The following is a 24,594-nucleotide window of genomic DNA, read 5'->3' as shown; positions in this document are numbered from 1 at the left end:
CGGTTTTTCCGATTAACTACGACCACCAACGTTACTTTCGAGTCGAGTTAATCGGATTTTCCGATTAACTACGACCACAGCGGTACTTTCGACGAGAGTTAATCGGATTTTCCGATTAACTACGACCACCAGCGGTACTTTCGGCGTGAGTTAATCGGTTTTTCCGATTAACTACGACCCCCAACGTTACTTTCGAGGCGAGTTAATCGGATTTACCGATTAACTGCGACCACCAGCGGTACTTTCGGCGTGAGTTAATCGGATTTTCCGATTAACTCCTACCGCCAACGGTACCTCCAACGCGAGTTATTCGGTTTTTCCGATTAACTCCGACCGCCAACGGTACCTCCAACGCGAGTTAATCGGATTTTCCGATTAACTCCGGCCACCTACGGTACCTCCAACGCGAGTTATTCGGTTTTCCCAAATAACTCCGCCCCCAACGACACCTCCGACGCGAGTTATTCGGTTTTCCCCAATAACTCCGACCTCCAAAGGTACCTCCAACGCTATTCTCCCTGCACTCGGCTCCTTGCCGGAATTCCCATACCGTTCCCGCGCCTCACCAAGCGCTTTCAAAATCGCCCCGCGAGGAAGGCTACGCCTTCGCCAACGCGCCGAGCAGCTCGTCGTGGATGTTCCCGTTGGTGGCGGTCACGTCCCGTACGGCCAGGCTGTACGGCTGCCCCTGCTGGTCGGTCACCCGGCCGCCCGCTTCCTGCACGAGCAGCGAGCCCGCCGCCAGGTCCCACGCGTTCAGGCCGATCTCCCAAAAACCGCTGAGCCGTCCCGCCGCGACATAGGCCATGTGGAGCGCGGCCGAGCCGGAGCTGCGGATGTTGCGTACTTGCGGCGACAGCGCCAGCGTCTGACGCAGATTGGCCGGCAGCGCCGTTCGGTGGTCCGCCGGAAAGCCCGTCGCCAGCAAGCTCTGGCCGAGCGCCTTCTCCCCAGACACCTGCATCCGCTTGCCGTGCACATAAGCTCCTTTACCCTTCTCGGCGACAAACAATTCATCCCGCGACGGGTCGTACACGACGCCTACGATCACTTCTCCCTTGTACGCGAGCGCGATCGAAACGGAGTAGAACGGGAAGCCGTGCACGTAGTTCGTCGTCCCGTCGATCGGATCGACGATCCACAAATATTCGGAGTCGCTGACCCTCTCCAGCGCTTTGACCGAAGCCTCCGGCCCCGGCTCCACGCCCTCTTCCCCGAGGAAGGTATGATGCGGAAAATGAGTGCCGATCAGGTTGCGGATCATCCGCTCCGATCCTTTGTCCACCTCGGTGACGAGATCGTGCATCGAATATTTCATATCGGGAGAGGCGAAGTTGCCGATTTTGCTCTTGATCCATTCCCCGGCCTTGGACGCGCAGTTGACCGCGACGGCCGTAAAGCTTTTCCCGCCGATGACCGGCTGGTTATCGCTCATCATTCATCCCTCATATCGGTAATATAGGTGGCGCCTGCGAGCTTCATCCCGCTCGTCACGGCCTGTCTTACTCTCTTAAGATATACGTTCGAACGCGCGGGGGGGTTCCGGCGAATGCAGCCCCTTTCCCGCCAATCTCCTCACAATTCGCGAATGCCCTTGACGATCAGATAGATGGCCACGAGAAGCAGCGTCGCCCTCAGCAGCCACATGAGCTGCTTGCCCGACATCCGCGATGCGATGATCGCCCCGATCCGGCCCCCGACGATCGCCCCCGGCGCCAGCGCGCAGAACAGCAGCCAGTCGATGTTGCCGTGCCAGAGATGGACGGCGCTGCCGAGAATCGACGACAAAAAGATGACGAACATCGAGCTGGCCGTCGCCACGTGCGGGGGAAAACGGAACAGCAGCACCATGAGCGGGACGAACAAGGAGCCGCCGCCGATGCCGAACAGCCCCGAGGCGAGTCCGACGCCGCAGCCGATGACGAGCGCGAGGGCGATATTGTAGCCATATGTATAAGTCGTTCCCGATCCGTCGGTGAAGGTGCGCTGGATCGGCCAGGCGATCATCAGCGGCTTCATCCGCTCGCGTGCCACCATCAGTCCGAACATCGCGAGCATGAAGATCCCGAACGCCAGCTGAAACGGCCCCTGGGGGATGGCGTTCGTGACCAGCGCGCCGACCATCGCGGCGGGACCGCTCGTCGCGAAGAACAGCCAGCCGCTGCGAAAATCGACCTTGCCCTGCTTGCGATACGTCCAGGTCGCCGTAAGCGCCGTGAAGATCAGCACGGAGAGCGAGGTGCCGACCGCCGTCTGCGACGAGATCGTCTCTCCCAGGAGAGACGGACCGATCAGCACGAGCGACGGCACGATGACAATGCCCCCGCCGAGGCCGACGATGCTGCCGAAAATGGCGGAGACCACTCCGATCAAAACCATGACAATCCAACCCAACCGCGTTCCGCTCCTTTTTCGGTTTCATGCAAAGAGACCGCCGGCCCATCGTCCGATGAGCAGGGCGGCCTCGCTGTTCGTTTCGGTTCGTGACGGCCGAACGATGCCGGGCGACGCTCTTCGTTCACCCTAACGCATTTGCGCCGCAAAATCAAGCTTGATTCCGCTTACACAACGCTCCCCGACACTTCCACGCGGGCGCCGTCCAGCACCCGAACCGGCAGGCCGGCGGCTTCCGCGGCCTTCATATCCTCCATCAGCTTCAGCAGCGCTTCGTCCTTGCGCTTGGCCTCGATCATGACGTCGATCGCGGGCGTGGAGGCGGCGATAGGACGAAGAAACTCGAGCACCGATCCAGGATCTACGTAGTCGGCATGGCCGCGGGGATCGGTCGCGCTCTTCGGCGTCGAAACATGGATCTTGGGCGGCAGCAGCTCCTCCGGCGGCCGGTCGGGCTTCAGCCCGTTCCAGCCGAATCGGCCCCAGGTGTCCCGGATGCGGTCCCAAAGCGCCTCGGCCCGCTCGCCGTCCGGATTGTTCACCGCATGGTGGTGAATGTCGAGCACCATCGGCACGCCCGTCTCCTCGGCTAGCGCGAGCGTCTCCGCCGCGGTGAACGTCTTGTCGTCGTTCTCGAGCGTCATCCGGCGGCGAATCCGCGGCTCCAGTGCGCCGAACTGGCGCACGAAGCGGCGCCCCGCCTCGCCCTTGTTCCCGTACGTTCCGCCGACGTGAATATTGCATGTCGCCCTTTCGTCCAGCCCCATCATCTCAAACATCCTCACGTGATGGTTCAGATCGCGGTGCGAGCTGCGGAGCACCTCCTCGCGCGGCGTGCTGAAGACGGTAAAGTGGTCCGGGTGAAACGACACGCGCATCCCGTTGTCCCGCACGAACGCTCCGACTTCGGCGAACGACGCGGCCAGCGGCGCGTACGGGTCCCAATCCTGCATCTCCGCGTGCGTGGCGAGGGGAATGAGCTTGGAGGTGATCCGGTAAACCTGGATGTCCGAATATTTGCAGTGCTTCAGCAGACGCAGCGTGTTGTGCAAATTCTCCTCCGCGATCCGCTCGAGACGCCTAAGGCCGGCCTCCCGATCCGCCAGCTTGACGAAGTTCGTGTAGGTCATCGTGCGGGAAGGCGATGCGTTCTCCAGCAGGACCGACATGGCGACGAATCCGAAACGAACGATCATGATCTGCTCCTCTCCGCCGGGGACACGTCATCTACTTTCTTCTAGAGTGTGTCCCGAACCGGAGATCGTCAGCCGTCCATCCGCCGCTTGAACACGACGATGATGTCGCGGGACGCCCCTTGGGAAATGCTCGTATCGAAGCACGACACGAGCTCCCAGCCCTCCGCGCCGTAACGGTTCAGTTCGTCCTGAAACTCCTGCTCGTTCACCTTTCCGCCCATCCAGCCGCCCGTCTTGTATTTCAACGTTTGATATTGCCAGCGCTCCATGGGTATGTCCACCTCGTCCTCTCGAATTAGGCCTGCTCTCCGAAAAACATCTCATCCGCGAGCGCGGTCTGCACCCGGGATTCCTCGTCGGTCAGCTTGCGCACGAGCTCCATCTCCACCTGGGTGACCTCTTCGCCCTGAAAGTTGATCTCCGCGATCGAAGCGAGGATGCGCACGATGGCGACCGCCTGGTTGTCCGGCGCGTACGCGATGACCTTCTGCCCCGTCGGGAAGACGCGGAACTGCTTCTTCATCATCTTGCCCCGGCCGTACTCGAGCAGCTCGTAGAGCTCCTGCTCCGATTTGAACTTGCATACCGAATTGAACTCCGTCTGAAATCCCATCGCGATCCCTCCGCTCTTCGTTTGTAGCTATTATAAACTGGGGGGCGGGCGGAAAGAAAGCTAAGGCGCTCGCGTGCGCCAATAAAAGAAGCGCCCCCGGCGGCGTGCCGGAGAGCGCTTCGGAATCGGAGCGGAAATCCGCGATTGCGTTATTGGCCGAGGCCTTGCTTGACCCAGCCGGCGACCGTGACGGTGCGCTTCGCCTGATGCTTGACCGCCGCTTGCACGTCTTCGAGCATGCCGCCGTCCTGCTTTTGGGTGACGCTGGTGCCGTACGGATTGCCGCCTGCGCCGAACGTGACCGGATCGGTGTAGCCCGGAGGCACGAGAATGGCGCCCCAGTGATAGAAGACGTTGTTCAGCGCCAGAATCGTCGACTCGTGACCGCCGTGCGGGTTGCTCGCGCTCGACATCGCGCTGACGACCTTGTTCGCCAGTTTGCCCTGGAACCAGAGACCGCCGGTCGTGTCGAGGAACTGCTTGACCTGGCCGGGCATGTTGCCGAAGCGGGTCGGCACGCTGAAGATGAAGGCATCGGCCCATTCGAGATCGGCCAGCGTGACGACGGGCACGTCCTTAGTCGCCTCCGCGTGCGCCTTCCAGCCCGGATTGCTGTCGATCGCGGCTTGCGGCGCGAGCTCCTGCACTTTCAACACTTTGACTTCCGCGCCTGCTGCCTTGGCGCCCTCCGCCGCCCACTGCGCCAGTTGGTAGTTGGTCCCGGTCGCGCTGTAGTAGATGACAGCCAAATTTACATTTGCCATTATTCGATTTCCTCCTTTTATTTCCGATACAAGGGGTAATTCACTTGAATTGGTATCTCCACAATCACCATGCGCAATTCATCGTTGCCTGCCCGTAATGCAGCCTCGTCTTGCGTATCCGTCTGCAGAATCGTGAAGTCCCTTTCTTCGAAAGCATAATCTTGCCCGCGATGGACCCAGCGACCACCTCCTTTAACGGCCAATGCCGCCAGCGCGTAGCCCGCCGGCAAGGTTCTCGTATAACTGGCGCCAGGAGCCAGCCGAACGTCGTACATCTTAGCGTCGGCTGCGAATCGCAGAGGCGCCTCTTCCCCGATGACGGTCTTGATCGCTACGCCGTTCTCCCGGCTGACGGGAAACGCTTCGTGTTCGAACTGCGCGTACGAGGGAGCTTGCTTGATCGATTGGCTCAAATGCGGCTCGAACCAAATCTGGAACCCTTCGGTGCCTTCGCCCCGCATCGCTTCCTCGTGCTGAACGCCCGATCCCGTTTGCATGGCTTGGGCCCCGCCGGCCGAGACCGTGCTTCGCGTTCCCAGCGTATCGCCATGAAACACCTCGCCCGACAGGACGTAGGTGACGATCTCGAAGCCCTGATGCGGATGAAGTCCGATCGCCGCCGGCGCCTCCGCGCGAAACCATGCCCAGTAGAAAAGCGGTCCGACGCGCGTGACGGCGCCGCCTTCGCGCGGGAATCCGATCGGCTTTTGTTCGGTGATCTTGCCCCCGTCGAAAGATCCAACCCCTTGTTGCTCGAGGCCATAGACCTCGATCTTCATTTTCATCGCTCCTCCGCTATTAAAATCTTGACTTCAAGATATATGGCGTGCGAAGCCGTCATTCCTGCTTCTCCGCATGCATCCCCAGCTTCTTCAGCATCTCGACCATCTGCAGCTTCTCGCTCTCGTCCAGCACGGAGAAGAGTCGGTGAATCTCCTCGGCATGCTCCGGGAACATCCGGTCCATCAATTCCTTGCCTTTGGGCGTGATGGAGGCATAGATGACTCTGCGATCCTGGTCGCAGCGCTTGCGCTTCAAGTATCCTTTGCGCTCCAGCTTGTCGACGACGTAGGTGATGCTCCCGCTCGTGATGAGGATTTTCTCCCCGATCTTTTGCGTAGGTTGATCGCCCTTGTGATACAAAAATTCCAATACGGCAAATTCGGTCGGGTTCAGCCCGTGACGCTCGATTTGCTGCCCCAGCTTCGTCATGACCGCACGGTAGCTGCGGCTGAGCGCGATCAAGGCCTTCATCGGCAGCCGGTCCTCTGCGGCGTATGAGCGGTCCTTCATCAGCGGCCCTCCCGCCGAAAAATTATCTTGATTTCAAGATAAATAATACTCGCTTCCCGAACCTATGTCAACCGCCTTCTTTCCTTCCATGACGCCGGGGAAATATGGAATTTAACGCCGATCAAAGGTATACTCGAGCTGAAGCGTTCATTGGCGAGAAAGCTTCGTTCCGAGGTGAGAGGGATTCCTACAATCATCGATTACCTCATTACGTTCATCTTGAACTATATTGTAGCTTACTTCATCTACGATGACGGTTACGTGAAGCCTTTTCTGCACTCCGTCCTTTTGCTGATTTTGATTGCCGCTACGAATTTCATGATGAAATCCAGAAAGAAAAAACGGTCTGTGTCCTGAAGCCCTCGGGACAAGGCCGTTTTGTTTTTCCTTCTTCTTGGAAGACTTCCCTAAGCACGCGCGCGTGCCGCCGTTCATCCCCCTCCTGCTGGCGCCAAACGGGCGTGTCGTATATAATGAAGGTCGTTTGGAACCTATCCGATGCTTTTAATTGGTTTTTTAAAGGAGGCGCCCCGATGAGCATGCGATCGACCGCGATACCGACGGCCAAAAAACTCGTCTACGATCTGGCGCGGACACGGGGAATCGTCTCCAAGAGCGATCTCATGGACCGGCTCGCGCTGACGAGCAGCAGCCTTACGCGCCTGCTCGAGGAAATGACGGCGGAAGGCTTGCTCCAGGAAGGCGGGCGCGGCGATTCGACGGGCGGGCGCAGACCGATTCTATATCGGCTGAACGCCGACTACGGCTACGTATGGGGACTGGAGATCTCCCGGCTGTATTCGACGCTCGGCCTCTTCGATATGCAGATGACGCCGCTGCGGCTGAGACGCTGGCGGATGGACGCCTCGATGACGCCCGACCGGCTCGTCGACTACATCGAGGCCGAAGTGCGGGACGGCATGCGCGACCATGACATCCCGCCGTCCGACATTTTGGGCATGGGTATCGGCGCGGTCGGTCCGCTTGACCAGGCGCGAGGGCTGCTGCTGAACCCCCTCTTCTTCCCGGCCGACGGTTACGCCAATCTGCCGATCCGCGACCTGCTGGAGGGGCGGCTCGGCTTTCCCTGCGTGCTGGAAAACGGCGCGAATACGGCGCTGATCGGCGAGCACTGGATGCTCCGCGACGAGGACGTAAGGCACATGCTCTACGTCCACGCCGGGGCCGGGCTCCGGTCCGCGATGATGACGAACGGACAAATCGTCTACGGGGCGATCGATCCGGAAGGCGCGATCGGCCAAATGATCGTCCAGACGGGCGGCCCCCGCTTGCGGGAAAGCGGCAATTACGGCGCGCTCGAGGCGTTCGTCTCGGTTCAAGCGCTGGAAAAGCAGGCGCGCCGGCTGCAGGCGGAAGGTCGGCTGGGTGCGATAGCTGCCGCCGGCGGGGCGGCCGACGCAGCGAGCTATGACGCGCTGCTGGAGGCGCTCCGCCGGGAAGAACCGATCGCGCGCGAGCTGTTCGAGCAGTCCGCCGCCTATCTGGGGGTTGGGCTGGCGAACCTGATCAACATCCTTCACCCCGAGAAGATCATCCTGGGCGGCGCGCTGATCGCCTCCCACGAACTGTTCTTCGAGACGGCGACGCGCGTGGCGCAGGACAGTATCTACTACGCTTCGGAATATCGACCGTCCTTTTCCAAAGGCGAACTGAAGGAGGACGCCGTCGCCACCGGCGCCGCCGTTCTCGTCCTGCGCGACCTCAAGCTGTGAAGCGCCAAGCCTTCGGCCCCATGCAAAAGCGGCAAGCGCCGTCCCTTCGGACGCGCTTGCCGCTTTTTCTCGAAACCGACTTAATCGTCGCTCCCGCCGCCGTAATCGATCTCCTGCTTTTCCCGGTGACGCTCCAGCGCCAGCTCGATGAGCCGGGCCAGCAGTTGGCGGTACGGCAGGCCGCTCTCCTGCCACATGAGCGGATACATGCTGTACGGCGTGAACCCGGGCAGCGTGTTGACTTCGTTGATGAACAGCGCGCCATCCGACCTCCGGAGAAAGAAGTCGGCGCGGCACAGGCCGGAGCCGTCGATCGCGCGGAAGGCGCGGACCGCCATCTCGCGGACCGCCTCTGCCGTCTCCGGCGGAATTTCCGCGGGGATGACCATGATGCTCTTGCCGTCGGTGTACTTGGCCTTGTAATCGTAAAATTCGTTCGAGCTCACGATCTCGCCCGGCACCGAGGCCTCGGGATCTTCGTTGCCGAGCACGCTCACTTCGATCTCGCGGGCGTCCACGAACTCCTCGACGATGATCTTGCGGTCGTAGCGGAGCGCCTTCTCGACGGCCGCCGTCAGCTCTTCGCGGGAACGCGCCTTGGAGATGCCCACGCTGGAGCCGAGATTCGCCGGCTTGACGAAACACGGGTAGCCGAGCGCTTCCTCGATGCCGTCCAGCAGCGCATCGCGCTCTTTGGTCCACATGTGGCGGGTGAAGTACCGGTACCCCACCTGCGGCAGCCCCGCCTGCGCGAACAACGTTTTCATCGTTGCCTTGTCCATGCCGACCGCCGATGCGAGCACTCCCGCGCCGACATAGGGCAAGCCCGCCATCTCGAACAGACCCTGGATCGTCCCGTCTTCGCCGAACGTGCCGTGGAGGAGCGGGAACATGACGTCGATCGCCCGATCGTCGCCGGCGTCGCCCGTCTCGGCCAGCAGCTGCTCGGACATGCCCTGGAGCACCGGCAGGAGTGCCGGCGCCTGCAGCGCCTTCGAACCGTCTGCCGAGCTCTCGCCGCCTGCCGCCTCCGCTCCCGCGAACTGCAGCTCGGCGACCGCCGCCGGCGGCGCCGCCAGCAGCGGTCCCGAGCGCCATTGGCCGCTCTTCGTAATATAGAAAGGAACGAGTTCGTATTTGTCGTAATCGAATGCCTTCAACACCGCGAGCGCGGTCTGCAGCGAAACCTCGTGCTCGCCGGAGCGGCCTCCATAGACGAGACCGACGCGCACTTTCTGCCCATTTGCCATGATAGCCCTCCGCTAATCCGACGACCTTGTACAAGCTGATAAATGAAGTCGGTTAAAATTCGTCGGCGATGTGGTAAAAGCGGTAACGGGTCTGCTCCGTCCAAGCGTACGAGTCGCGGTAGTCCCAATACCGGTGCCGGCTCGGGACCGTGTTCGCGTTCACGAGGGGCATGCCCTCGGGCGTGAACGCCGTGACGACCGTATTGTGGCGGAACTGGTCGTTGCCGTCCCAGTCGTAGCAGATCACGTCGCCCAGCATGAGCTTGTCGGGCGAGTCGACCGCGACCGCGCGAAGACCGTAGCCCCGCGGGACGGACAGAAACCGCTGCAGGCTGTTGGCGACCGCCCAGCTGTAGCTCCAGTGCTCCCGCCCGTTCGAATGCCCTTTATACCACCAGCCCAATTCTCTTTTCCCAGTATAGTTCATCGGCGCCCCGCCTGCAAAGAGACACTGGGACACGTAATTCGTGCAGTTGACCTCGAATTCCTCGTAGCCGGGATTCGGTTTGTCCCACCACCGCTCCGCGTAAGCAGCCGCCGCTTCGCGCCGGTACGGCGCGGCCCGGCTCCCGTATCCGCCCCATTCTCCGACCGTGCTCTCCCCCGCGTAGACGCGCATGCGCGGATCGTATTGCGCCCGCGGATTGATAAACGGCACGGACGGCGAGATCGTCCGCCCGCCGTAGACGGCCTCCGCCTCGACCGCGTCGTCGTCCGTATAGAACGCCGCGCCGAGCTCCCCGGACAGCGGCTCGATCCGGTCGATCCGCCAGCGGCTGCCCGCATAAATGAAGCGGACCCGCTCCCGCTCCAGCCGCTCCTCGAGCCAGGGCTGGCTGCGCTGCTCGTACGAGCGCAGGAGGTGGATCTGCACGTCGGCCGTCGCCTCCTTGGCGGAGGACGTGTGCCGCAGGAGCCTCGCCCGCATCTCGCTGCGGATCGGCCGCAGGCGCTCCCTCTCGTCCCGACCGGCGATTGCCAGCGCCCGCCGGGCCAGGCGGCTCCGGTGCTCGCCGTCCGCGATGCGGCGGAACGCCTCGGTCGCTCCGGTCAAGCCAGCCTCGTTCACCGCATTCACATAATCGATCATCGATTGCTTCCAGCCGTGCTCCGTGTCCGGCACCGTTCATCCCCTCCCGCGTTAGGCGCAGATGGCGTCGACTAATCCTATGCGCTTGTCGAGCGAACCATGCCTCGAGTCCCGGTCTGCTCCTGTCGCGAGCCGCAGGGAGCTTCCTGATTTCCCCTTGCGCGGTCTGGCGCCCGAACGGATGACGGGCGGTCGGATTGCGGCATCCTAATGCCGTATGCGATTCGGCGGGCCATGAGAGCAAGGTCGCTTCGTCTGCCCGATGCTCGCCGGCCCCGTCCGAGCCGGTCGGAGAAAACACGCGCAAACGCGCGCGAAAGGGCGGTATTCCGGCGAAAACCATCTTTACTGAACGGGGACGAAACGGTATACTAAGTTAAGAAGGTTTCAATTTTGAAATCGTGTTTCACAGAGTGAAACCGATCGACGCGCATGAGTCTTCTTGCTCGCCTTTTGACTCATGGCCGAACTTATCGAAGGAGGCCGATCATTTTGTCCACCCTACCGTACAACGTACAGGCAGATCTGCAAGCCGCCGGCAAATCGTTCCGGTACTACGACTTGCAAGGTCTGGAAGCGCAAGGCCTGGGTCCCGTATCCAAACTCCCGTTCTCGATGAAGGTGCTGCTCGAAGCCGCCATCCGTCAATTCGACGGTCGCGGGATCACGCTCGAGCATGTAAAGCAGCTCGCGAACTGGGCGAACGGCCGTGAAGACAAGGAAATCCCGTTCATCCCCGCGCGGATCGTCCTGCAGGACTTTACCGGCGTACCGGTTGTCGTCGACCTCGCCGCGATGCGCGAAACCGTGAAGCAAGCCGGCGGCGATCCGAAGCGGATCAACCCGCTCGTACCGGTCGATCTCGTCATCGACCACTCCGTCATGGTCGATGCCTTCGGCACGCCGGACGCGCTGCAGCAAAACATGGACATCGAGTTCGAACGCAATGAAGAGCGCTACCGCTTCCTGCGCTGGGCGCAAACGGCGTTCGACAACTTCCGTGCCGTTCCTCCCGCAACGGGGATCGTTCACCAGGTTAACCTGGAGTACCTCGCCTCGGTTGCCGCGACGAAGACGAAAAGCGGCGTAACCGAAGTGTATCCGGACTCCCTCGTCGGCACCGACTCGCACACGACGATGATCAACGGCCTCGGCGTCGTAGGCTGGGGCGTCGGCGGCATCGAAGCCGAAGCCGGCATGCTCGGCCAGCCGCTGTACTTCGTCATGCCCGAAGTCATCGGCTTCCGCCTGAGCGGCAGCCTGGCCGAAGGCGCGACGGCAACCGACCTCGCGCTGACGGTTACGCAGATTCTCCGGAAGAAGGGCGTCGTCGGCAAGTTCGTCGAGTTCTTCGGCCCGGGCCTGTCCAACATCAGCCTCGCCGACCGCGCAACGGTCGCCAACATGGCGCCGGAGTACGGCGCGACGATCGGCTTCTTCCCGGTCGATGGCGAAACGCTGAACTACATGCGTCTGACCGGCCGCGACGACAAGCAAATCGAACTCGTCGAAGCCTACTACAAAGCGCAAGGCATGTTCCGTACGGACGACACGCCGGATCCGGTGTTCACGGACGTCATCGAGCTTGACCTGTCCACGATCGTGCCGAGCCTCGCCGGTCCGAAGCGTCCGCAAGACCGCGTCGAGCTGACGGCGATGAAGGAAGAGTTCAACAACATCATCCGCACGCCGATCGACAAGGGCGGCTACGGCCTGTCCGACGAGAAGATCGCGCAAACGGCCGAAGTCAAACACCGCAACGGCCAAGTGAGCAAGCTCACCACCGGCGCGGTCGTCATCGCGGCGATCACGAGCTGCACGAACACGTCCAACCCGAGCGTCATGGTCGGCGCGGGCCTCGTTGCCAAGAAAGCCGTCGAGCGCGGCTTGAAGAAGCCGGCTTACGTGAAGAGCTCCCTCACGCCGGGTTCGCTCGTCGTCACCGACTACCTGACCAAGGCGGGACTGCTGCCTTACCTGGAAAAGATCGGCTTCTACGTCGCCGGCTACGGCTGCGCGACCTGTATCGGCAACTCCGGTCCGCTGCCGGATGAAGTCAGCCAAGCGATCGCCGACAACGACATGACCGTCGCCGCCGTCCTCTCCGGCAACCGGAACTTCGAAGGCCGCGTCCATGCCCAAGTCAAAGCGAACTACCTGGCTTCCCCGCCGCTCGTCATCGCTTACGCGCTGGCCGGCACGGTGAACATCGACCTCGCGAACGACCCGATCGGCTACGACGACAAGAACGAGCCGGTCTACCTGAAGGACATCTGGCCGACGAACGAAGAGATCCAGGAAGCGGTCGGCGCTTCGCTCACGCCGGATATGTTCCGCGCGAAATACGAGCACGTCTTCACCCAGAACGAGCAATGGAACCAAATTCCGGTTCCGCAAGGCGAGCTGTACGAATGGGACGCCAAGTCGACCTACATCGCCAACCCGCCGTTCTTCACGGACCTTGGCGACAAGCCGGGCGACATCTCCGACATCCAGCGCGCGAACGTCCTGGCGCTGCTCGGCGACTCCGTCACGACGGACCACATTTCGCCCGCGGGCAACATTAAGGTCGACAGCCCGGCCGGCCAATACCTGATCGAGCACGGCGTCGACAAGAAGGACTTCAACTCCTACGGCTCCCGCCGCGGCAACCACGAGGTCATGATGCGCGGTACGTTCGCGAACATCCGCATCCGCAACCAAGTGGCGCCGGGCACCGAAGGCGGCGTGACGACGTACCTGCCGACCGACGAAGTGATGTCCATCTACGACGCTTCGATGAAGTATCAAAAGAGCAAGACGAACCTGATCGTCATCGCCGGCAAAGAATACGGCACCGGCAGCTCCCGCGACTGGGCGGCCAAAGGGACGTTCCTGCTGGGCGTCAAAGCCGTCATCGCCGAGAGCTTCGAACGGATTCACCGCGCGAACCTCGTCGGCATGGGCGTCCTGCCGCTGCAGTTCCAACCGGGAACCGGCTGGAAGACGCTGGGCATCAGCGGCCGCGAGAAGTTCGACATCGTCGGCCTCGGCAACGACGTGCAGCCGGGCCAAACGGTCACCGTCACCGCTACCCGCGAAGACGGCACGACGTTCGAATTCTCGGCCATCGTCCGCCTCGACTCCATGGTCGACGTCGACTACTACCGCAACAGCGGCATTCTGCAGACGGTTCTCCGCCAGATGATCGCGAACCAATAATTCGAATTTCGCTAGTGCCTGCGAACCGCCGGAATCCTCGGGATTCCGGCGGTTTTTTGCACCGGTCCGCGGGGCGGAGCGGCCTGCATGTACCGTCAAACGGAACCGGAAAAAGACATGCAGGAGGAATTTGGGGAACGCGGGGAAGATAAGCTATAATGGGGAACGGAGGTGAGCCCGGTTGTCTAGCGAAACAAAGCGGGGGCTGCGGCGATATCGAACGCTAATCATCGTCGGCCTGATCGCCATCATCCTGGTCACGGCGAACTATTGGTCTTGGCCTTATGTGCTCTATGGTCCGGGATCGGCCGAACCCGTGCATCCGCGCGTGGAAACGGACTCCAAACTGCAGGAGAAGGGCTCCTTGCTGTTCACGACCGTTTCGACCTATTCGAAGCCGAACCTGTTTTCCCTCGCCTACGCCTGGCTGAATCCCCGGATGGACATCCAGACCGAGGAGAAGGCCACCGGAGGCGCGGTCAATATGTCGGCCTACCGCAATCTGCTCGCCTGGATGCGGGACAGCTCGGAGGCGAACGCGCTGCTCGCGGCGTATACGGCCATGAACAAGCCGATCAAGGTCGAGGAGCAGGGCGTCATCGTGTATCAATTTCTCCCGGAGACCGAAGCGCGCAAGCACGGTCTGCAGGAAGGCGATATCATCACTTCGGTGGATGGCCAAAAAGCCGGCAAGGCCGAGGAGCTGAGCGGCTATCTCCAGGGCAAGAAAGTCGGCGACAAGGTCAAGCTGGCCGGCACCCGCGGCGGCAAGCCGTTCGAAGCGACCGTGCCGCTCATCAAGATGTCGACGGGCAAGCCCGGCGTCGGCTTCGTCAACCAAACGGTGCTCAAGGTGACGCCCCCCGACAAGGTGAAGTTCGATTTCAACGATACCGGCGGCCCGTCCGCGGGCCTCATGATGACGCTGGAGATCATCGCCCAGCTCAAGAACGAAGATCTGACCAAAGGCTACCGCATCGCCGGCACGGGGACGATTGCAGCCGACGGGAGCGTCGGCCTTATCGGCGGCATCCAGTACAAGCTGATGGCGGCCGACCGGGAAAAGGTGGACTACTTCCTCGTCCCGTACACCAAGGGCGCGGCGGAGCATTGGGACGACAACCAAAAGATCGATCCCGAGGCTTCGATCAACGCGGTCCTGCAAGGCTTCGGCAACTGGAGCGAAGCGAAGAAAACCGTCCAGGACCTGAAGCTGTCGCCGAAGCTAGTGCCGGTCTCGTCGCTGCAGGACGCGTTGGACTTTTTGAACAAGCTCGAGCCGAAAAAAGACGCTGCGGCCAAGACCACGGCGGAAGCGTCGGCAGCCAAGTAAGGGACGGGCAGAGGCCAAGAGCAGAAGAGTGCACGCCGCCGCACGTCGGGACCGCAAAGCTCACAGGGCGTGTTCGGTCCAGGTCAGTGCGCGCTGGAATGGCTCTCGCTGCTAGGGACGGGTTTGCTCGGACTAAGTTTGCTCGTGCTTCGTTTGCTCGTGCTTCGTTTGCTCGGGCTTCGTTTGTCGGAGCTTGCTCGAGCTTGCTCGGGCTTCGCTTGCTCGGGCTTTGTTTGCTGGAGCTTGCTCGAGCTTGCTCGGGCCCATGGTTAGTTGCAAAAGTGCTACTAATTTCGCCTCAAACCCGTCAAATGCATGGTTTACTTGCAAAAATACATCTAAATCCTGGAAAACTGATGTTTTTCCGAAAATTCACCTGAAATAGTTGTATGGATACCGTTAATTTCGTTTTCAAGCAGCTCAAACGCGAAAATAGATGTACAAATGCAACTAAACGAGACATTGCACGAGACTGAGAATGAGAATGGGAATGGGAACAAAACGGTGAACGAGGTATGCAGGATCGCGACAATCGCGATGGCAAAGAACCCCCTTTTTTCCGCGCTTCTACGTTCATCTCGATGGTTTCCCCTATTCCGGACCCTAAAGAGACTACAACACGGATTTTTGCCGCGTAAGTCTCTTATCAATCGACTGCAAAATTCCGACCAAACGCCAAGAAGGGAGCCCTCAGGCTCCCTTCTTGTTTTACCCTATCATCCGCCCGCCCCGCATCCGGGGCGGACGATCAGCCCAGCAGCGCGCCCATGCGCTTGGCGGCGCCGATGATGGCCGGAGCGCGCTCGAGCATGACGTCCGGCGTCAGCCGGTTCGACGGCCCCGAGACGGCCAGCGCGGCCACGAGCTTGCCCGCGCGGTTGAAGATCGGGGCCGATACGGCCGCCGCGCCCGGCTCGCGCTCTTCGAAGCTGGTCGCGTACCCGGCCTGCACGATCTCGTCCAGCTGCCGCGTGTACGAAGGCCCGCGCAGCCCCGCCGGCCAGGCCGGGTCCTCGAGCAGCGCCTCCCTCACGCCCGGCTCGGCGAACGCGAGCAGCACCTTGCTCGACGCGCCGACCGAGAGCGGCAGCCGGACGCCAACCGGGGCGACCCGGCGGATCGCCTGCTCGCTCTGGACCGCCTGGATGCGCACCCGCTCCATCCGATCCCGGACATAGAGGCTGATCGTCTCTCCGAGCTGGTCTCGCAGCCTCACCATTTCTCCGATCAGCACGACCGTCGGGTCGTCCGACGTCGCGAAGTGCGCGGACAGCTCCAGAATCCGCAGCCCGAGCCTGTATTTCTCCGTCGCCTCGTCGCGCACGACGAAGCCCTTCTCCTCCAGCGTCGCGAGGAGGCGATGCACGGTGCTCTTGTGCAGGCCGCAGCGCGCGGCGATCTCCGAGAGCCCCCACTCGCCTCCAGCCGTGAAAACAAGCAGAATATCGAGCGCCCGCTCGACCGCGCGGACGGTTCGTTTCTCCTCCTCCAACCAAAGTCCCTCCCGACCTATCCGTTTCACGGTATGAAACCCAATTACACCTAGTATAACGCATCCTCCCAGCCTAGTAAATGCAGGAAGTCTAGTATTACAGTTCGATTACGCCGCTCTTACAAATCGACAATGTGCGTTGACGCCCTAGTCGCAAAGCCCTACATTAAAATTATCTGATAACTACAAGCGCTTACAGGCAGGAGGCGAACCCGATGAGCACAACCGTACTGACACCTACTCCTTTGTCCTGGGGAACCGGTTCGCTTCCCGCGATCGACGAAGCTCCTCGCGCGCCGCTTCGCCAACGGATCGCCCGCGCATTCGCCGTCACCGCCATCTCCGTCGCTTGCGCTGTTATCTTGCTCATTTTTGCTTTTAACGGATATATCGCTTGGCTGCTCGCCCATCCCCCCGTCGCGGCGCTGAACAGCAATCCGATGACCGCCAAGAATCTCGCCTACGCAGATGTCACGTTCCCGAGCGCCGACGGCGCCCGCGAGACGCACGGCTGGTGGATTCCGGCCGGCGACAGCACTCGCACAGTTGTCCTCAGCCATGGCTTCGGGGCGAACCGCGAGGAATACTGGGTCCCGATGTACGACCTGGCGGATATGCTCCACGGCCTGCGCTACAATGTGCTCATGTTCGACTACGGTTACGCCGACCCGGTTCACCGGACGCCCGCGACCGGCGGACGCCTGGAGTCCCAGCAGCTGATCGGGGCGCTGCAGTACGCCCGCGAGCGCGGCACCGACGAGCTCGTCGTCTGGGGATTCTCGATGGGCGCGGGCACCGCGCTTCAGGCGGCGCTCCACACCGGACTGATCGACGGCATGATCCTCGACAGCACGTTCGTCCCCAGCACCGCCACGCTCGCGCATAATCTGAAGCCCTTTAAGGTATTACCCCAAATCGTCTCGGTTGATTTGATCCGGCTTTTCCTGCCGCTGTGGAGCGGCACCTATCTGGATCAAATTCCGGCGAAAGAAGTCGAATCGACGTCCTACGACTTTCCGCTGCTGCTCATCCACGGCACCGCGGACGCCAAGGCGCCTTACGATATTTCCGAACGGATCGCGTCGTCGCAGCGCAATCCCGCTTCCCAGCTCTGGATCGTGCCGCACGCCATCCACGAAATGATCTTTCGCACGCATCCGCAGGAGTACGTCGCGCGGGCGACCGCCTTCCTGCAAGGGGTCGACGCCGCCAAGGCCGTCCGTCTCGCCGAGAAGCGCGGCACCCTTTCGGTTTGAACCGCACGCAGCATCTGTCGGCGATTCGTCTGCCGGCGCCCTCTCGCCAAACGGACGCATAGGCCAACCTCTCCCGCTCATACGCTGAGTACGAAGCGATGCGCGTCCGTGAACATGCGGCGCAAGGAGGAGGTTGCCCGATGCTGCCCGCCCGGCTGCTGGATGAAGTGATCTCGAGCAAAACCCAGGAGCTCCGTCACGCGGCTCGGCTTCGTCGTCATCTGACGGAGCTGGAGCCGCCTTTTGCACGTTTGCTGGAACAATGGGAAAGCGTGCTGAACGGCACGGTTTCGGCCGCCCGAACGGCGCTGGAACAAGCGCGGCTGGAGCCGCCCTACGCGGCGCCTCCGATCCGCGACGCCGAGCTGCGCGGCCTGCTGAACGAGTCGGTCTACCAGACGCGGGAGCTGTCCCGTCAGCTGCAGCTCCTGCAGGCCGACAGCGCGGCCATACGGACGCTTGGCATCGACGTGACGCTGCCCGATTTGCAGCAAGACCCTCGCGCCTCCCAAGATGCGGAGGACGACAGCACCGGGGGCTATGGCGGCCCCCGGCCTGCCGACGGCCTCATACGCGGCCCCGCGGCCGAGGATGGGACCTTCGCCTCGGCCGGGACACGTCCCCCTTCGGGACAATCGGTGCCGATCGGCGGCCATCGCCTGCCGCCGCTGCCTTATGCGTACGATGCGCTCGAGCCCCATATCGACGCCCAGACGATGCGCATCCATCACGACAAGCACCATCAGAGCTATGTCGACGGACTGAACAAAGCCGAGCTGAAGCTCGCCGACGCGAGACGCACCGGCGATTTCGATCTCGCGAAGCACTGGGAGCGGGAGCTTTCGTTTAACGGGGCCGGCCACTACCTTCATTCGATTTTCTGGGAGGCGATGACCCCGCAGGGCCAGGGCAAACCCTCCGGCCTGCTGGCGGACCAGATCGCCAAAGATTTCGGCAGCTTCGACGCCTTCCACAAACAGTTCTCCGAAGCGGCGGGCAAGGTCGAAGGCGGCGGCTGGGCGATCCTCGTTTGGAGTCCGCAGCCCCGGCGCCTCGAAATTTTGACCGCGGAGAAGCATCAGAACGGATCGCAGTGGGACGTTATCCCGCTGCTGCCCCTCGACGTATGGGAGCATGCCTATTATCTCAAGCATCAGAACAACCGCGGGAACTACGTCAAAGCGTGGTGGAACGTCGTCAACTGGCCGTATGTCGCCGATCGGTTCGGAGAGGCGCTCGGGCTCCATCGGACATTGCTCTGACCGTCCCGGGAGCCTCCCGAGAGCGGCCCGGTGCGCGCTCCCTGCCGCATCAAAAAAGGTCTGCAGGGATTCCTCCTGCAGACCTTGCTTGCGTAGGGGCCGGTTAATCGCGCTGGCGGCGATCCGGCCGATAAACGACCGTGCGGTTGCGGCCGGTTTCCTTGGCTTCGTAGAGCGCGTCGTCGGCTTGCTTGAACAGCGACGCCGCATCGTTCGCGTCGTGCGGATACGAGGAGATGCCGAGCGACAGCGTGACCGGACGCCCGATCGGGCTGTCCTCCTCGGCCATGCGGAGACGGATGCGCTCCGCGATCAGGAAGGCGATCTCCTTGTCCGCGTAGGGGAGCAGCAGGGTGAATTCCTCTCCCCCGTACCGGCAGCCGTAGTCGATATCTCGCTTCTCGCCGCGGATTCGCTCCGCCAGAAAGCGAAGCACCTCGTCCCCCTGCTGGTGTCCGAACGTATCGTTGATCGACTTGAAGCGGTCCAAATCGAGCATCACGATCGCGAAAGGCGTTTTCTGCTCCACCCAGTGAGCAACGACGGTGTCGAGGAAGCGGCGGTTCGCCAGCCCCGTCAGCGGGTCCGTATGGGCTTGATCCGTTAGCTCGTCCGCCCGCGTGCCCATCATGCGGAACGCCTCGGACACCGCCTTGTACAGCTCGTTGGCCTCGTAGGTCCAATGCTTGGCCTGCGGGATCTGAACCGTGACGGCTTCCCCCCGATTAAAGACGGATGCCACGTGCGCGAGCCGGTTTAGAGGCAGGGCCAGCCGATGGGACAGCCACACGACAATGAGCAGGATCAGGATGAGGATCGGGATGGAAATGACGGCCATGCGGGCTGCGATCTCGCTCACGCTGGTGGACACGTTGGCGAGCGGCGTCTGCGAGACGATCCCCCAACCGACGGCGGGAACGATGGAATAGCCGGCCAAATAGCGGATCCCCTTCGTATTCGTCACCTGCATTTGCCCGCCCTTGCCCGCGATGATCTCCTGCACGACCGGATTGCTCGTCGGCCGTTCGCCGACGCGGGTCAAGTCCGGATGATAGATCAGATTGCCCGAAGCGTCGACGACGTAATAGTAAGACCCGTTTTTGTTCCGGGATTGCTCGCCCAACACTTTTTGAAATACATTTGGCTCCTGCAGGTAGATCGACCCGCCGATGAAGCCTACATAAGTGCCGTCCTTGCCGAAGATCGGGTAGCTGACCAGGACGATCAACCGTTTGGTGATCGCCTGGTACGGCGCCGAGATGAGCGGCTTGCGCAGCTTGAGCGCCTGCTGGGCCTGATCGGACTTCAGCTTCTGGCCGACCAGGCTCAGCGTCTCCGGAGAGGTGGAAACGACCAGGCCGGTATTGTCCACCAGCACGACCGAGTTGAAGTAGGGTACGCTATTCCGCAAAAAGTCCAATTGACCCTGCACGTCCTCGAGGCGGTTTCGCGGCACGGAAAAGTAGTCCGCGGCGGTCTTCATCGTCTCCTTCATGGACAAGACGATCGTCTGCGTCGTCCGGCTCAGCTCGTTGGCCGTGATCTGGTTCAGCTCGAGCGTGTTGTTGGACAGGGAGCGCTTTTGCGTCTCGTAGCCGACGACCGTATTCAGCGCATAGGTGATCGCGATCGACAAGAACACGACGGCAGAGATGATGACCGATAGCTTGATGCCTTTTTTATCCGCGCTGCGCTTGCCCATGACCCGATCCCCCGATTTCGCTGGACGCCTTTATCTCCAAGTTTCGCCCTTTTTCGTTATCACAAATTCTTATTCTATCATATCCCGATCGCCCTTCGACAGACTTTTGCGTCGGATCGACGCAAAAATCCGCCGAGTTGCGGCTCGGGTGCCCGAACGGATGGATTCCTATAGGAAAAGGGCTTACATTATCCATAGTCCATCATTTTGAGCCTTTATGGCTGGGAGGCATCCATTGAGACCTCTTTTATTCGGAACATTCATCCTGCTCTTCGAACTATTCGTTTTTGCAAGCCGAATCCTGATCCGATTCTTCGGGCATCCAATGGAAACCGTATGGCTGATTCTCTTTCTTGCTTTGCTTGCAGGTACGAGCATCCTCATCGTCAAATGGTTGGCGAAAAAACCGAAGTCGCGATTGTTCGTCCTGATCTATCTCGCATCGACCTTCGTCGCGCTGTGGTATTCGAATCATATTGCGATTCATCACGTTCTTTTTACGATGTAAAACGACACAGCAAAACCCATCCCGTCGCGCTCCGCGGCAAGGATGGGTTTGGTTGTAACGCCCGATTGCTTACAAGCTCCAGTCCAGCTTCACTTCGCCGCCCGTACGGGACGACTCGTAGATCGCGTCGATGATGAGATTGCTGCGCAGCCCCGTTTCCGCGGACGTCCAAGGCGTCTTGCCTTCGCGGATGCATTCGAGGAAGTGGCGGCTGAGACGGACCCGCCCGCCTTCGTCGTCTTCCGGCGTCGCCAGCGGCACGTCGACCGTCTGGTCGAATCGCTCGGTCAGGAATTTGCCATCCCCGCCGCGCAGGAACGCCCCGCCTTCGCTGCCCATCAGGTGCACGAACGGGCTGCTGTCGGTATTCATATGGACCGCCCAGCTGACCTCGAGCGTCAGCGACGAACCGTCCTCCATCTTGATGATCGCGGTCGCCAGGTCCTCCACATCGTAGACGCCGTTCCAGTCCGGCTTGCCCCACGTGCCGATCCCCTTGCGGCGCGGGCCGAATTCGGCATACGTCGAGCCGTACACGGAAACGGGCTTCGGCTCGCCCATCAGGAAAAACGCCAGATCGAGCATGTGGACGCCGATGTCGATCAGCGGGCCGCCACCCGCCTGATCGTGGCGGGTGAACCAAGTACCCCAGCCCGGGATGCCCTTGCGGCGGTACCAGCCCGTCTTGGCGGTATAAATGCGGCCCAGCTCGCCCCGCTCGATCTGCGCCTTCACATGCAGCGGGAGCCACTCCCAGCGCATCTGATGCGCCACCATGACCGTCTTGCCATAGCGCCGCTGCGCCCGCACGATGTCCTTGGCCGCGGCCGCGTCGAGGCCCATCGGCTTTTCGACCAGGACGTGCTTGCCGTTCTCGAGCGCGCTGATCGTCAGCGGCGCGTGGCTTTGGTTAGGCACGGCCACGATGACAGCATCGACGTCCCGACGCGCGATCAGCGCTTCCGGTGAAGGCGACACGGTCTCGATGCCGTACTGCTGCGCGCGCTGCTCCGCCAGCGGCAAATAAGCATCCGTGATGGCGACGATTTCGCATTCGCCGGCCAGCTTGCCGAATTCCTGAAGATGCACGTTGCCGATGTTGCCCGCGCCGATGAGACCGATGCGGATTTTATTGGTTGAAGCCATGGTCTTTTGCCCCCATTCGATGTGAAAACGGTTTATCCTCATCATAATCGACATCCGACGCCGATACGATGTTCAAATTAGCCCTCTTCTTATTCATCGTGGACATGGGGCAGCAAAAGAAGGATTTGCCGTCGCAAAAAGTATTGTATATTTATTAAAATAACTGTATATTTATTCTTATCGAAAGGAAACGGACCGCGCGTTCGCAGCCGCCAGGCCGCGAACCGCTTCAGCCCGTCGGGAAGGGGGAAGCGCCCATGCGCGAGCGTATCGAACAATTGACGTTAAACGCCTGGCCCGCCCTGCAGCAGTTCCTGTACGACGGCTGGGTCATTCGGATGGCGGAGGGCTATACGAAGCGTGCCAACTCCGTGCAGCCGCTTCACGCCGGCGCGATTCGCGATCTTCGCGAGAAGGTGGGCTACTGTGAGGACCTCTACCATGCGGCGGGACTGCCCACGATCTTCAAAATCACGCCCTTCACCGCACCGGAGCACCTCGACCGCACGCTGGACGACTACGGATACGCCAGACAAGACGCGTCCGCCGTCAAAACGCGGTCCCTCGTATCCACACCGCTGCCCGAGCCCATGCTGCGCGAGGTCCGCATCTCGTCCGCGCTCACGCCGGAATGGCTTGCCGCAGCCTCCTCTCTGCTTCCGCTCAACGAACGCCAGCAGTCGACCGCGACCCGGATGCTGGGACCGGGCTGCCTGACCAAGGCGTTCTTCGCCTTGTACCACGAAGGAGCCCCCGCCGCCTGCGGCATCGGCGTCCTCGAGGATGGCTACGTCGGGCTGTACGACATCGTCACCGACCCGCGCCTGCGCGGCCGGGGCTTCGCCGAGCAGCTGCTGCTTCATATCCTGAAGTGGGGGCGCGCTCGCGGCGCCGTCGCCAGCTATCTCCAGGTCCTGCAGGACAACGCCCCCGCTCAGCGGCTGTACGAGAAGCTCGGCTACGAAGATCTGTATCCCTATTGGTATCGGGTTCGGTGGCCCTAAGCCAACCCGGGACAAGACGAACAAAAAATAGAGGCTGTCTCATAAGGTTGTAATAGGACCCGAGTCAGCAGCGCGGTTTTCAATGCGGATGAATGGGCATCCATTGACGATCCTTCCATTCATGACGGCTGCCTCTGACGCGTGGCAATCTGCGAGGCTGGTTTCGATTGAATCAGTTGAGTTGGGCCTTGGTGCAAATTCGTCGGATCCCGGCCGATGGTTCGCCACTGGTGTATGCCAATTGGCCTTGTTTGCACTCGGTTCGGGTCGCTCAGTAAGTTAGCTGCATTCGTACATCTAATTAGGGCCATTTCGGGAGGGTGGAGCGGTTTACTTGTAAAAGTACATCTAATTTAGCGTCAATCCGTCCTGTACGCATAAAACGGATCATTTAGTTGTACGATTGCAACTATATGACCATTAAATAGGAAATATAGCAAAATTAGATGTACATTTGCATCTATATCGTCGGATGCGGGGTAGGCAACACGGAAAGCGGATTCCGGCGTTTTCTGCTTCGCGTCATGCCGAAGGTAAGCTTGGAGGTCGGATGGCTTTTGCTTGGCCATCATTTGTTGAAGGCAGCGGATCGAAAGCGAGAAATGGCGGTGCAGGGATCATCTCCCCAAACACCGCCATTCCTTCGTTTTCATACGTTTGGGGATGGAGGAGAGCTGTCTGTCGCGTGAACAGACTTACATTGGAGACACCCTCCTATTTACATGCGGATGCTATTCCTTGATGAGCGAAAGAAACTCCGAGCGCAGCGCCGGATTTTGCCGGAACTGGCCGCGCACGGCCGAGGTTACCGTCTTGCTGCCGGGCTTTTTGACGCCGCGGGCGCACATGCACAGATGTTCGCCTTCGACGACGACCATGACTCCGTGCGGCTGCAGCACTTCCTCGAGAATGTCCGCGACCTGCGAGGTGATGCGCTCCTGCACCTGCAGCCTGCGCGTGACGGCTTCCACGAGGCGCGCCAGCTTGCTGAGGCCCGCGATCTTGCCGCTCGGAATGTAACCGATGTGCGCTTTGCCGAAGAACGGAGCCATATGATGCTCGCACTGGCTGTAGTAGACGATATCCTTCACGATGACGAGCTCCTCGTGCCGCTCGTCGAACGTGACGCCGAGCGCGTCGCGCGGATCGACGCTGTACCCGCCGAAGATCTCTTCGTACATCCGCGTCACCCGCGCGGGCGTATCGAGCAGCCCCTCCCGCTCCACGTCCTCGCCGATCAGCTTCAGAATTTCGCGAATGTGATGCTCCACCTGCTCGCGGTTCGCAGCTACGCTGTCATTGACATAATCCTTCAACCCCGCCATAGGTATTCCCCCCTTTTCGATGGCAAGCCGCG

At 61.1% G+C, this 24,594-nt stretch carries 22 protein-coding genes; 7 read left to right on the top strand and 15 right to left on the bottom strand.

Annotation, left to right across the window (positions count from 1 at the left end):
* Positions 1–598 precede the first annotated feature (598 nt).
* The 9 genes from LKX83_RS17490 to LKX83_RS17450 all read right to left on the bottom strand — a co-directional run bounded on the left by LKX83_RS17490 (position 599) and on the right by LKX83_RS17450 (position 6,695).
* The gene (locus tag LKX83_RS17490) at positions 599–1,435 is read right to left on the bottom strand and encodes an inositol monophosphatase family protein (protein WP_227883573.1); all 837 of its coding nucleotides are present in this window, start codon (positions 1,433–1,435) and stop codon (positions 599–601) included.
* A 140-nt stretch (positions 1,436–1,575) separates the two neighbouring features.
* Positions 1,576–2,379 (bottom strand): sulfite exporter TauE/SafE family protein, encoded by an 804-nt coding sequence (locus LKX83_RS17485; RefSeq protein ID WP_227883581.1) that lies wholly within the window; start codon positions 2,377–2,379, stop codon positions 1,576–1,578.
* A 182-nt stretch (positions 2,380–2,561) separates the two neighbouring features.
* Complete coding sequence (gene uvsE / locus LKX83_RS17480) at positions 2,562–3,590, bottom strand: UV DNA damage repair endonuclease UvsE (protein WP_227883572.1); 1,029 nt, start codon at positions 3,588–3,590, stop codon at positions 2,562–2,564.
* Between the two features lie 68 nt (positions 3,591–3,658).
* Entirely contained in the window at positions 3,659–3,859 is a 201-nt protein-coding gene (locus LKX83_RS17475; RefSeq protein WP_227883571.1) for a DUF4177 domain-containing protein, read from the bottom strand.
* Positions 3,860–3,885: 26 nt separating this feature from the next.
* Positions 3,886–4,203 carry a hypothetical protein gene (locus tag LKX83_RS17470; RefSeq protein WP_227883570.1) on the bottom strand — a complete coding sequence of 106 codons (318 nt, stop codon included), beginning with the start codon at positions 4,201–4,203 and terminating at the stop codon, positions 3,886–3,888.
* 149 nt (positions 4,204–4,352) lie between these two features.
* On the bottom strand, positions 4,353–4,967 hold the full coding sequence (gene wrbA, locus LKX83_RS17465; protein WP_227883569.1) for an NAD(P)H:quinone oxidoreductase: 615 nt from the start codon (positions 4,965–4,967) through the stop codon (positions 4,353–4,355).
* Positions 4,968–4,984: 17 nt separating this feature from the next.
* Entirely contained in the window at positions 4,985–5,746 is a 762-nt protein-coding gene (locus LKX83_RS17460) for a pirin family protein (protein WP_227883568.1), read from the bottom strand.
* A 58-nt stretch (positions 5,747–5,804) separates the two neighbouring features.
* On the bottom strand, positions 5,805–6,260 hold the full coding sequence (locus tag LKX83_RS17455; protein ID WP_227883567.1) for a MarR family winged helix-turn-helix transcriptional regulator: 456 nt from the start codon (positions 6,258–6,260) through the stop codon (positions 5,805–5,807).
* 147 nt (positions 6,261–6,407) lie between these two features.
* Entirely contained in the window at positions 6,408–6,695 is a 288-nt protein-coding gene (locus LKX83_RS17450; RefSeq protein ID WP_227883566.1) for a hypothetical protein, read from the bottom strand.
* Between the two features lie 98 nt (positions 6,696–6,793).
* Here LKX83_RS17450 and LKX83_RS17445 point away from each other — a divergent pair, with 98 nt between their 5' ends.
* Positions 6,794–7,993, top strand: a complete 1,200-nt coding sequence (locus LKX83_RS17445) for an ROK family protein (RefSeq protein ID WP_227883565.1) — start codon at positions 6,794–6,796, stop codon at positions 7,991–7,993.
* Positions 7,994–8,073: 80 nt separating this feature from the next.
* Here LKX83_RS17445 and LKX83_RS17440 read toward each other — a convergent pair whose 3' ends face one another.
* Together LKX83_RS17440 and LKX83_RS17435 are read right to left on the bottom strand one after the other, a co-directional pair.
* The gene (locus LKX83_RS17440; protein ID WP_227883564.1) at positions 8,074–9,243 is read right to left on the bottom strand and encodes a D-alanine--D-alanine ligase; all 1,170 of its coding nucleotides are present in this window, start codon (positions 9,241–9,243) and stop codon (positions 8,074–8,076) included.
* A gap of 52 nt (positions 9,244–9,295) precedes the next feature.
* Positions 9,296–10,366, bottom strand: a complete 1,071-nt coding sequence (locus LKX83_RS17435; protein ID WP_227883563.1) for an amidase domain-containing protein — start codon at positions 10,364–10,366, stop codon at positions 9,296–9,298.
* 453 nt (positions 10,367–10,819) lie between these two features.
* On the opposite strand from LKX83_RS17435, the gene acnA reads away from it, so the two are divergent.
* A complete protein-coding gene (gene acnA, locus LKX83_RS17430) occupies positions 10,820–13,534 on the top strand; it encodes an aconitate hydratase AcnA (RefSeq protein WP_227883580.1) in 2,715 nt (904 codons plus the stop codon).
* A 181-nt stretch (positions 13,535–13,715) separates the two neighbouring features.
* A complete protein-coding gene (locus LKX83_RS17425) occupies positions 13,716–14,867 on the top strand; it encodes a SepM family pheromone-processing serine protease (protein WP_227883562.1) in 1,152 nt (383 codons plus the stop codon).
* A gap of 748 nt (positions 14,868–15,615) precedes the next feature.
* Here the strand turns inward: LKX83_RS17425 and LKX83_RS17420 are convergent.
* On the bottom strand, positions 15,616–16,359 hold the full coding sequence (locus LKX83_RS17420; RefSeq protein WP_227883561.1) for an IclR family transcriptional regulator: 744 nt from the start codon (positions 16,357–16,359) through the stop codon (positions 15,616–15,618).
* Between the two features lie 215 nt (positions 16,360–16,574).
* Here LKX83_RS17420 and LKX83_RS17415 point away from each other — a divergent pair, with 215 nt between their 5' ends.
* Positions 16,575–17,615, top strand: coding sequence for an alpha/beta hydrolase (locus LKX83_RS17415; protein ID WP_227883560.1), 1,041 nt, complete (start codon positions 16,575–16,577; stop codon positions 17,613–17,615).
* 140 nt (positions 17,616–17,755) lie between these two features.
* The gene (locus LKX83_RS17410) at positions 17,756–18,877 is read left to right on the top strand and encodes a superoxide dismutase (protein ID WP_227883559.1); all 1,122 of its coding nucleotides are present in this window, start codon (positions 17,756–17,758) and stop codon (positions 18,875–18,877) included.
* A 103-nt stretch (positions 18,878–18,980) separates the two neighbouring features.
* Here the strand turns inward: LKX83_RS17410 and LKX83_RS17405 are convergent, their stop codons facing one another.
* Positions 18,981–20,579, bottom strand: a complete 1,599-nt coding sequence (locus LKX83_RS17405) for a sensor domain-containing diguanylate cyclase (protein ID WP_227883558.1) — start codon at positions 20,577–20,579, stop codon at positions 18,981–18,983.
* Positions 20,580–20,814: 235 nt separating this feature from the next.
* Between LKX83_RS17405 and LKX83_RS17400 the strand changes: the two genes are divergently transcribed.
* Entirely contained in the window at positions 20,815–21,087 is a 273-nt protein-coding gene (locus tag LKX83_RS17400; protein WP_227883557.1) for a hypothetical protein, read from the top strand.
* A 69-nt stretch (positions 21,088–21,156) separates the two neighbouring features.
* Here the strand turns inward: LKX83_RS17400 and LKX83_RS17395 are convergent, their stop codons facing one another.
* A complete protein-coding gene (locus tag LKX83_RS17395; protein ID WP_227883556.1) occupies positions 21,157–22,233 on the bottom strand; it encodes a Gfo/Idh/MocA family protein in 1,077 nt (358 codons plus the stop codon).
* A gap of 257 nt (positions 22,234–22,490) precedes the next feature.
* On the opposite strand from LKX83_RS17395, the gene LKX83_RS17390 reads away from it, so the two are divergent.
* On the top strand, positions 22,491–23,237 hold the full coding sequence (locus tag LKX83_RS17390) for a GNAT family N-acetyltransferase (RefSeq protein ID WP_227883555.1): 747 nt from the start codon (positions 22,491–22,493) through the stop codon (positions 23,235–23,237).
* 731 nt (positions 23,238–23,968) lie between these two features.
* Here LKX83_RS17390 and folE read toward each other — a convergent pair.
* The gene (gene folE, locus LKX83_RS17385) at positions 23,969–24,562 is read right to left on the bottom strand and encodes a GTP cyclohydrolase I FolE (RefSeq protein WP_227883554.1); all 594 of its coding nucleotides are present in this window, start codon (positions 24,560–24,562) and stop codon (positions 23,969–23,971) included.
* Positions 24,563–24,594: the final 32 nt, after the last annotated feature.

This window comes from Cohnella baijiui (assembly GCF_020731285.1).
Lineage (GTDB): Bacteria > Bacillota > Bacilli > Paenibacillales > Paenibacillaceae > Cohnella.
Note: the sequence above shows the minus strand (reverse complement) of the source record. Positions and strands in the feature narration are given on the sequence as shown.

What these genes read in the sequence shown, in the direction of transcription:
- LKX83_RS17490 (WP_227883573.1), bottom strand. Translation starts at nt 1,435, where the DNA reads ATGAGCGATAACCAGCCGGTCATCGGCGGGAAAAGCTTTACGGCCGTC.
- LKX83_RS17485 (WP_227883581.1), bottom strand. Translation starts at nt 2,379, where the DNA reads ATGGTTTTGATCGGAGTGGTCTCCGCCATTTTCGGCAGCATCGTCGGC.
- uvsE (WP_227883572.1), bottom strand. Translation starts at nt 3,590, where the DNA reads ATGATCGTTCGTTTCGGATTCGTCGCCATGTCGGTCCTGCTGGAGAAC.
- LKX83_RS17475 (WP_227883571.1), bottom strand. Translation starts at nt 3,859, where the DNA reads ATGGAGCGCTGGCAATATCAAACGTTGAAATACAAGACGGGCGGCTGG.
- LKX83_RS17470 (WP_227883570.1), bottom strand. Translation starts at nt 4,203, where the DNA reads ATGGGATTTCAGACGGAGTTCAATTCGGTATGCAAGTTCAAATCGGAG.
- wrbA (WP_227883569.1), bottom strand. Translation starts at nt 4,967, where the DNA reads ATGGCAAATGTAAATTTGGCTGTCATCTACTACAGCGCGACCGGGACC.
- LKX83_RS17460 (WP_227883568.1), bottom strand. Translation starts at nt 5,746, where the DNA reads ATGAAGATCGAGGTCTATGGCCTCGAGCAACAAGGGGTTGGATCTTTC.
- LKX83_RS17455 (WP_227883567.1), bottom strand. Translation starts at nt 6,260, where the DNA reads ATGAAGGACCGCTCATACGCCGCAGAGGACCGGCTGCCGATGAAGGCC.
- LKX83_RS17450 (WP_227883566.1), bottom strand. Translation starts at nt 6,695, where the DNA reads ATGAACGGCGGCACGCGCGCGTGCTTAGGGAAGTCTTCCAAGAAGAAG.
- LKX83_RS17445 (WP_227883565.1), top strand. Translation starts at nt 6,794, where the DNA reads ATGAGCATGCGATCGACCGCGATACCGACGGCCAAAAAACTCGTCTAC.
- LKX83_RS17440 (WP_227883564.1), bottom strand. Translation starts at nt 9,243, where the DNA reads ATGGCAAATGGGCAGAAAGTGCGCGTCGGTCTCGTCTATGGAGGCCGC.
- LKX83_RS17415 (WP_227883560.1), top strand. Translation starts at nt 16,575, where the DNA reads ATGAGCACAACCGTACTGACACCTACTCCTTTGTCCTGGGGAACCGGT.
- LKX83_RS17410 (WP_227883559.1), top strand. Translation starts at nt 17,756, where the DNA reads ATGCTGCCCGCCCGGCTGCTGGATGAAGTGATCTCGAGCAAAACCCAG.
- LKX83_RS17405 (WP_227883558.1), bottom strand. Translation starts at nt 20,579, where the DNA reads ATGGGCAAGCGCAGCGCGGATAAAAAAGGCATCAAGCTATCGGTCATC.
- LKX83_RS17395 (WP_227883556.1), bottom strand. Translation starts at nt 22,233, where the DNA reads ATGGCTTCAACCAATAAAATCCGCATCGGTCTCATCGGCGCGGGCAAC.
- LKX83_RS17390 (WP_227883555.1), top strand. Translation starts at nt 22,491, where the DNA reads ATGCGCGAGCGTATCGAACAATTGACGTTAAACGCCTGGCCCGCCCTG.
- folE (WP_227883554.1), bottom strand. Translation starts at nt 24,562, where the DNA reads ATGGCGGGGTTGAAGGATTATGTCAATGACAGCGTAGCTGCGAACCGC.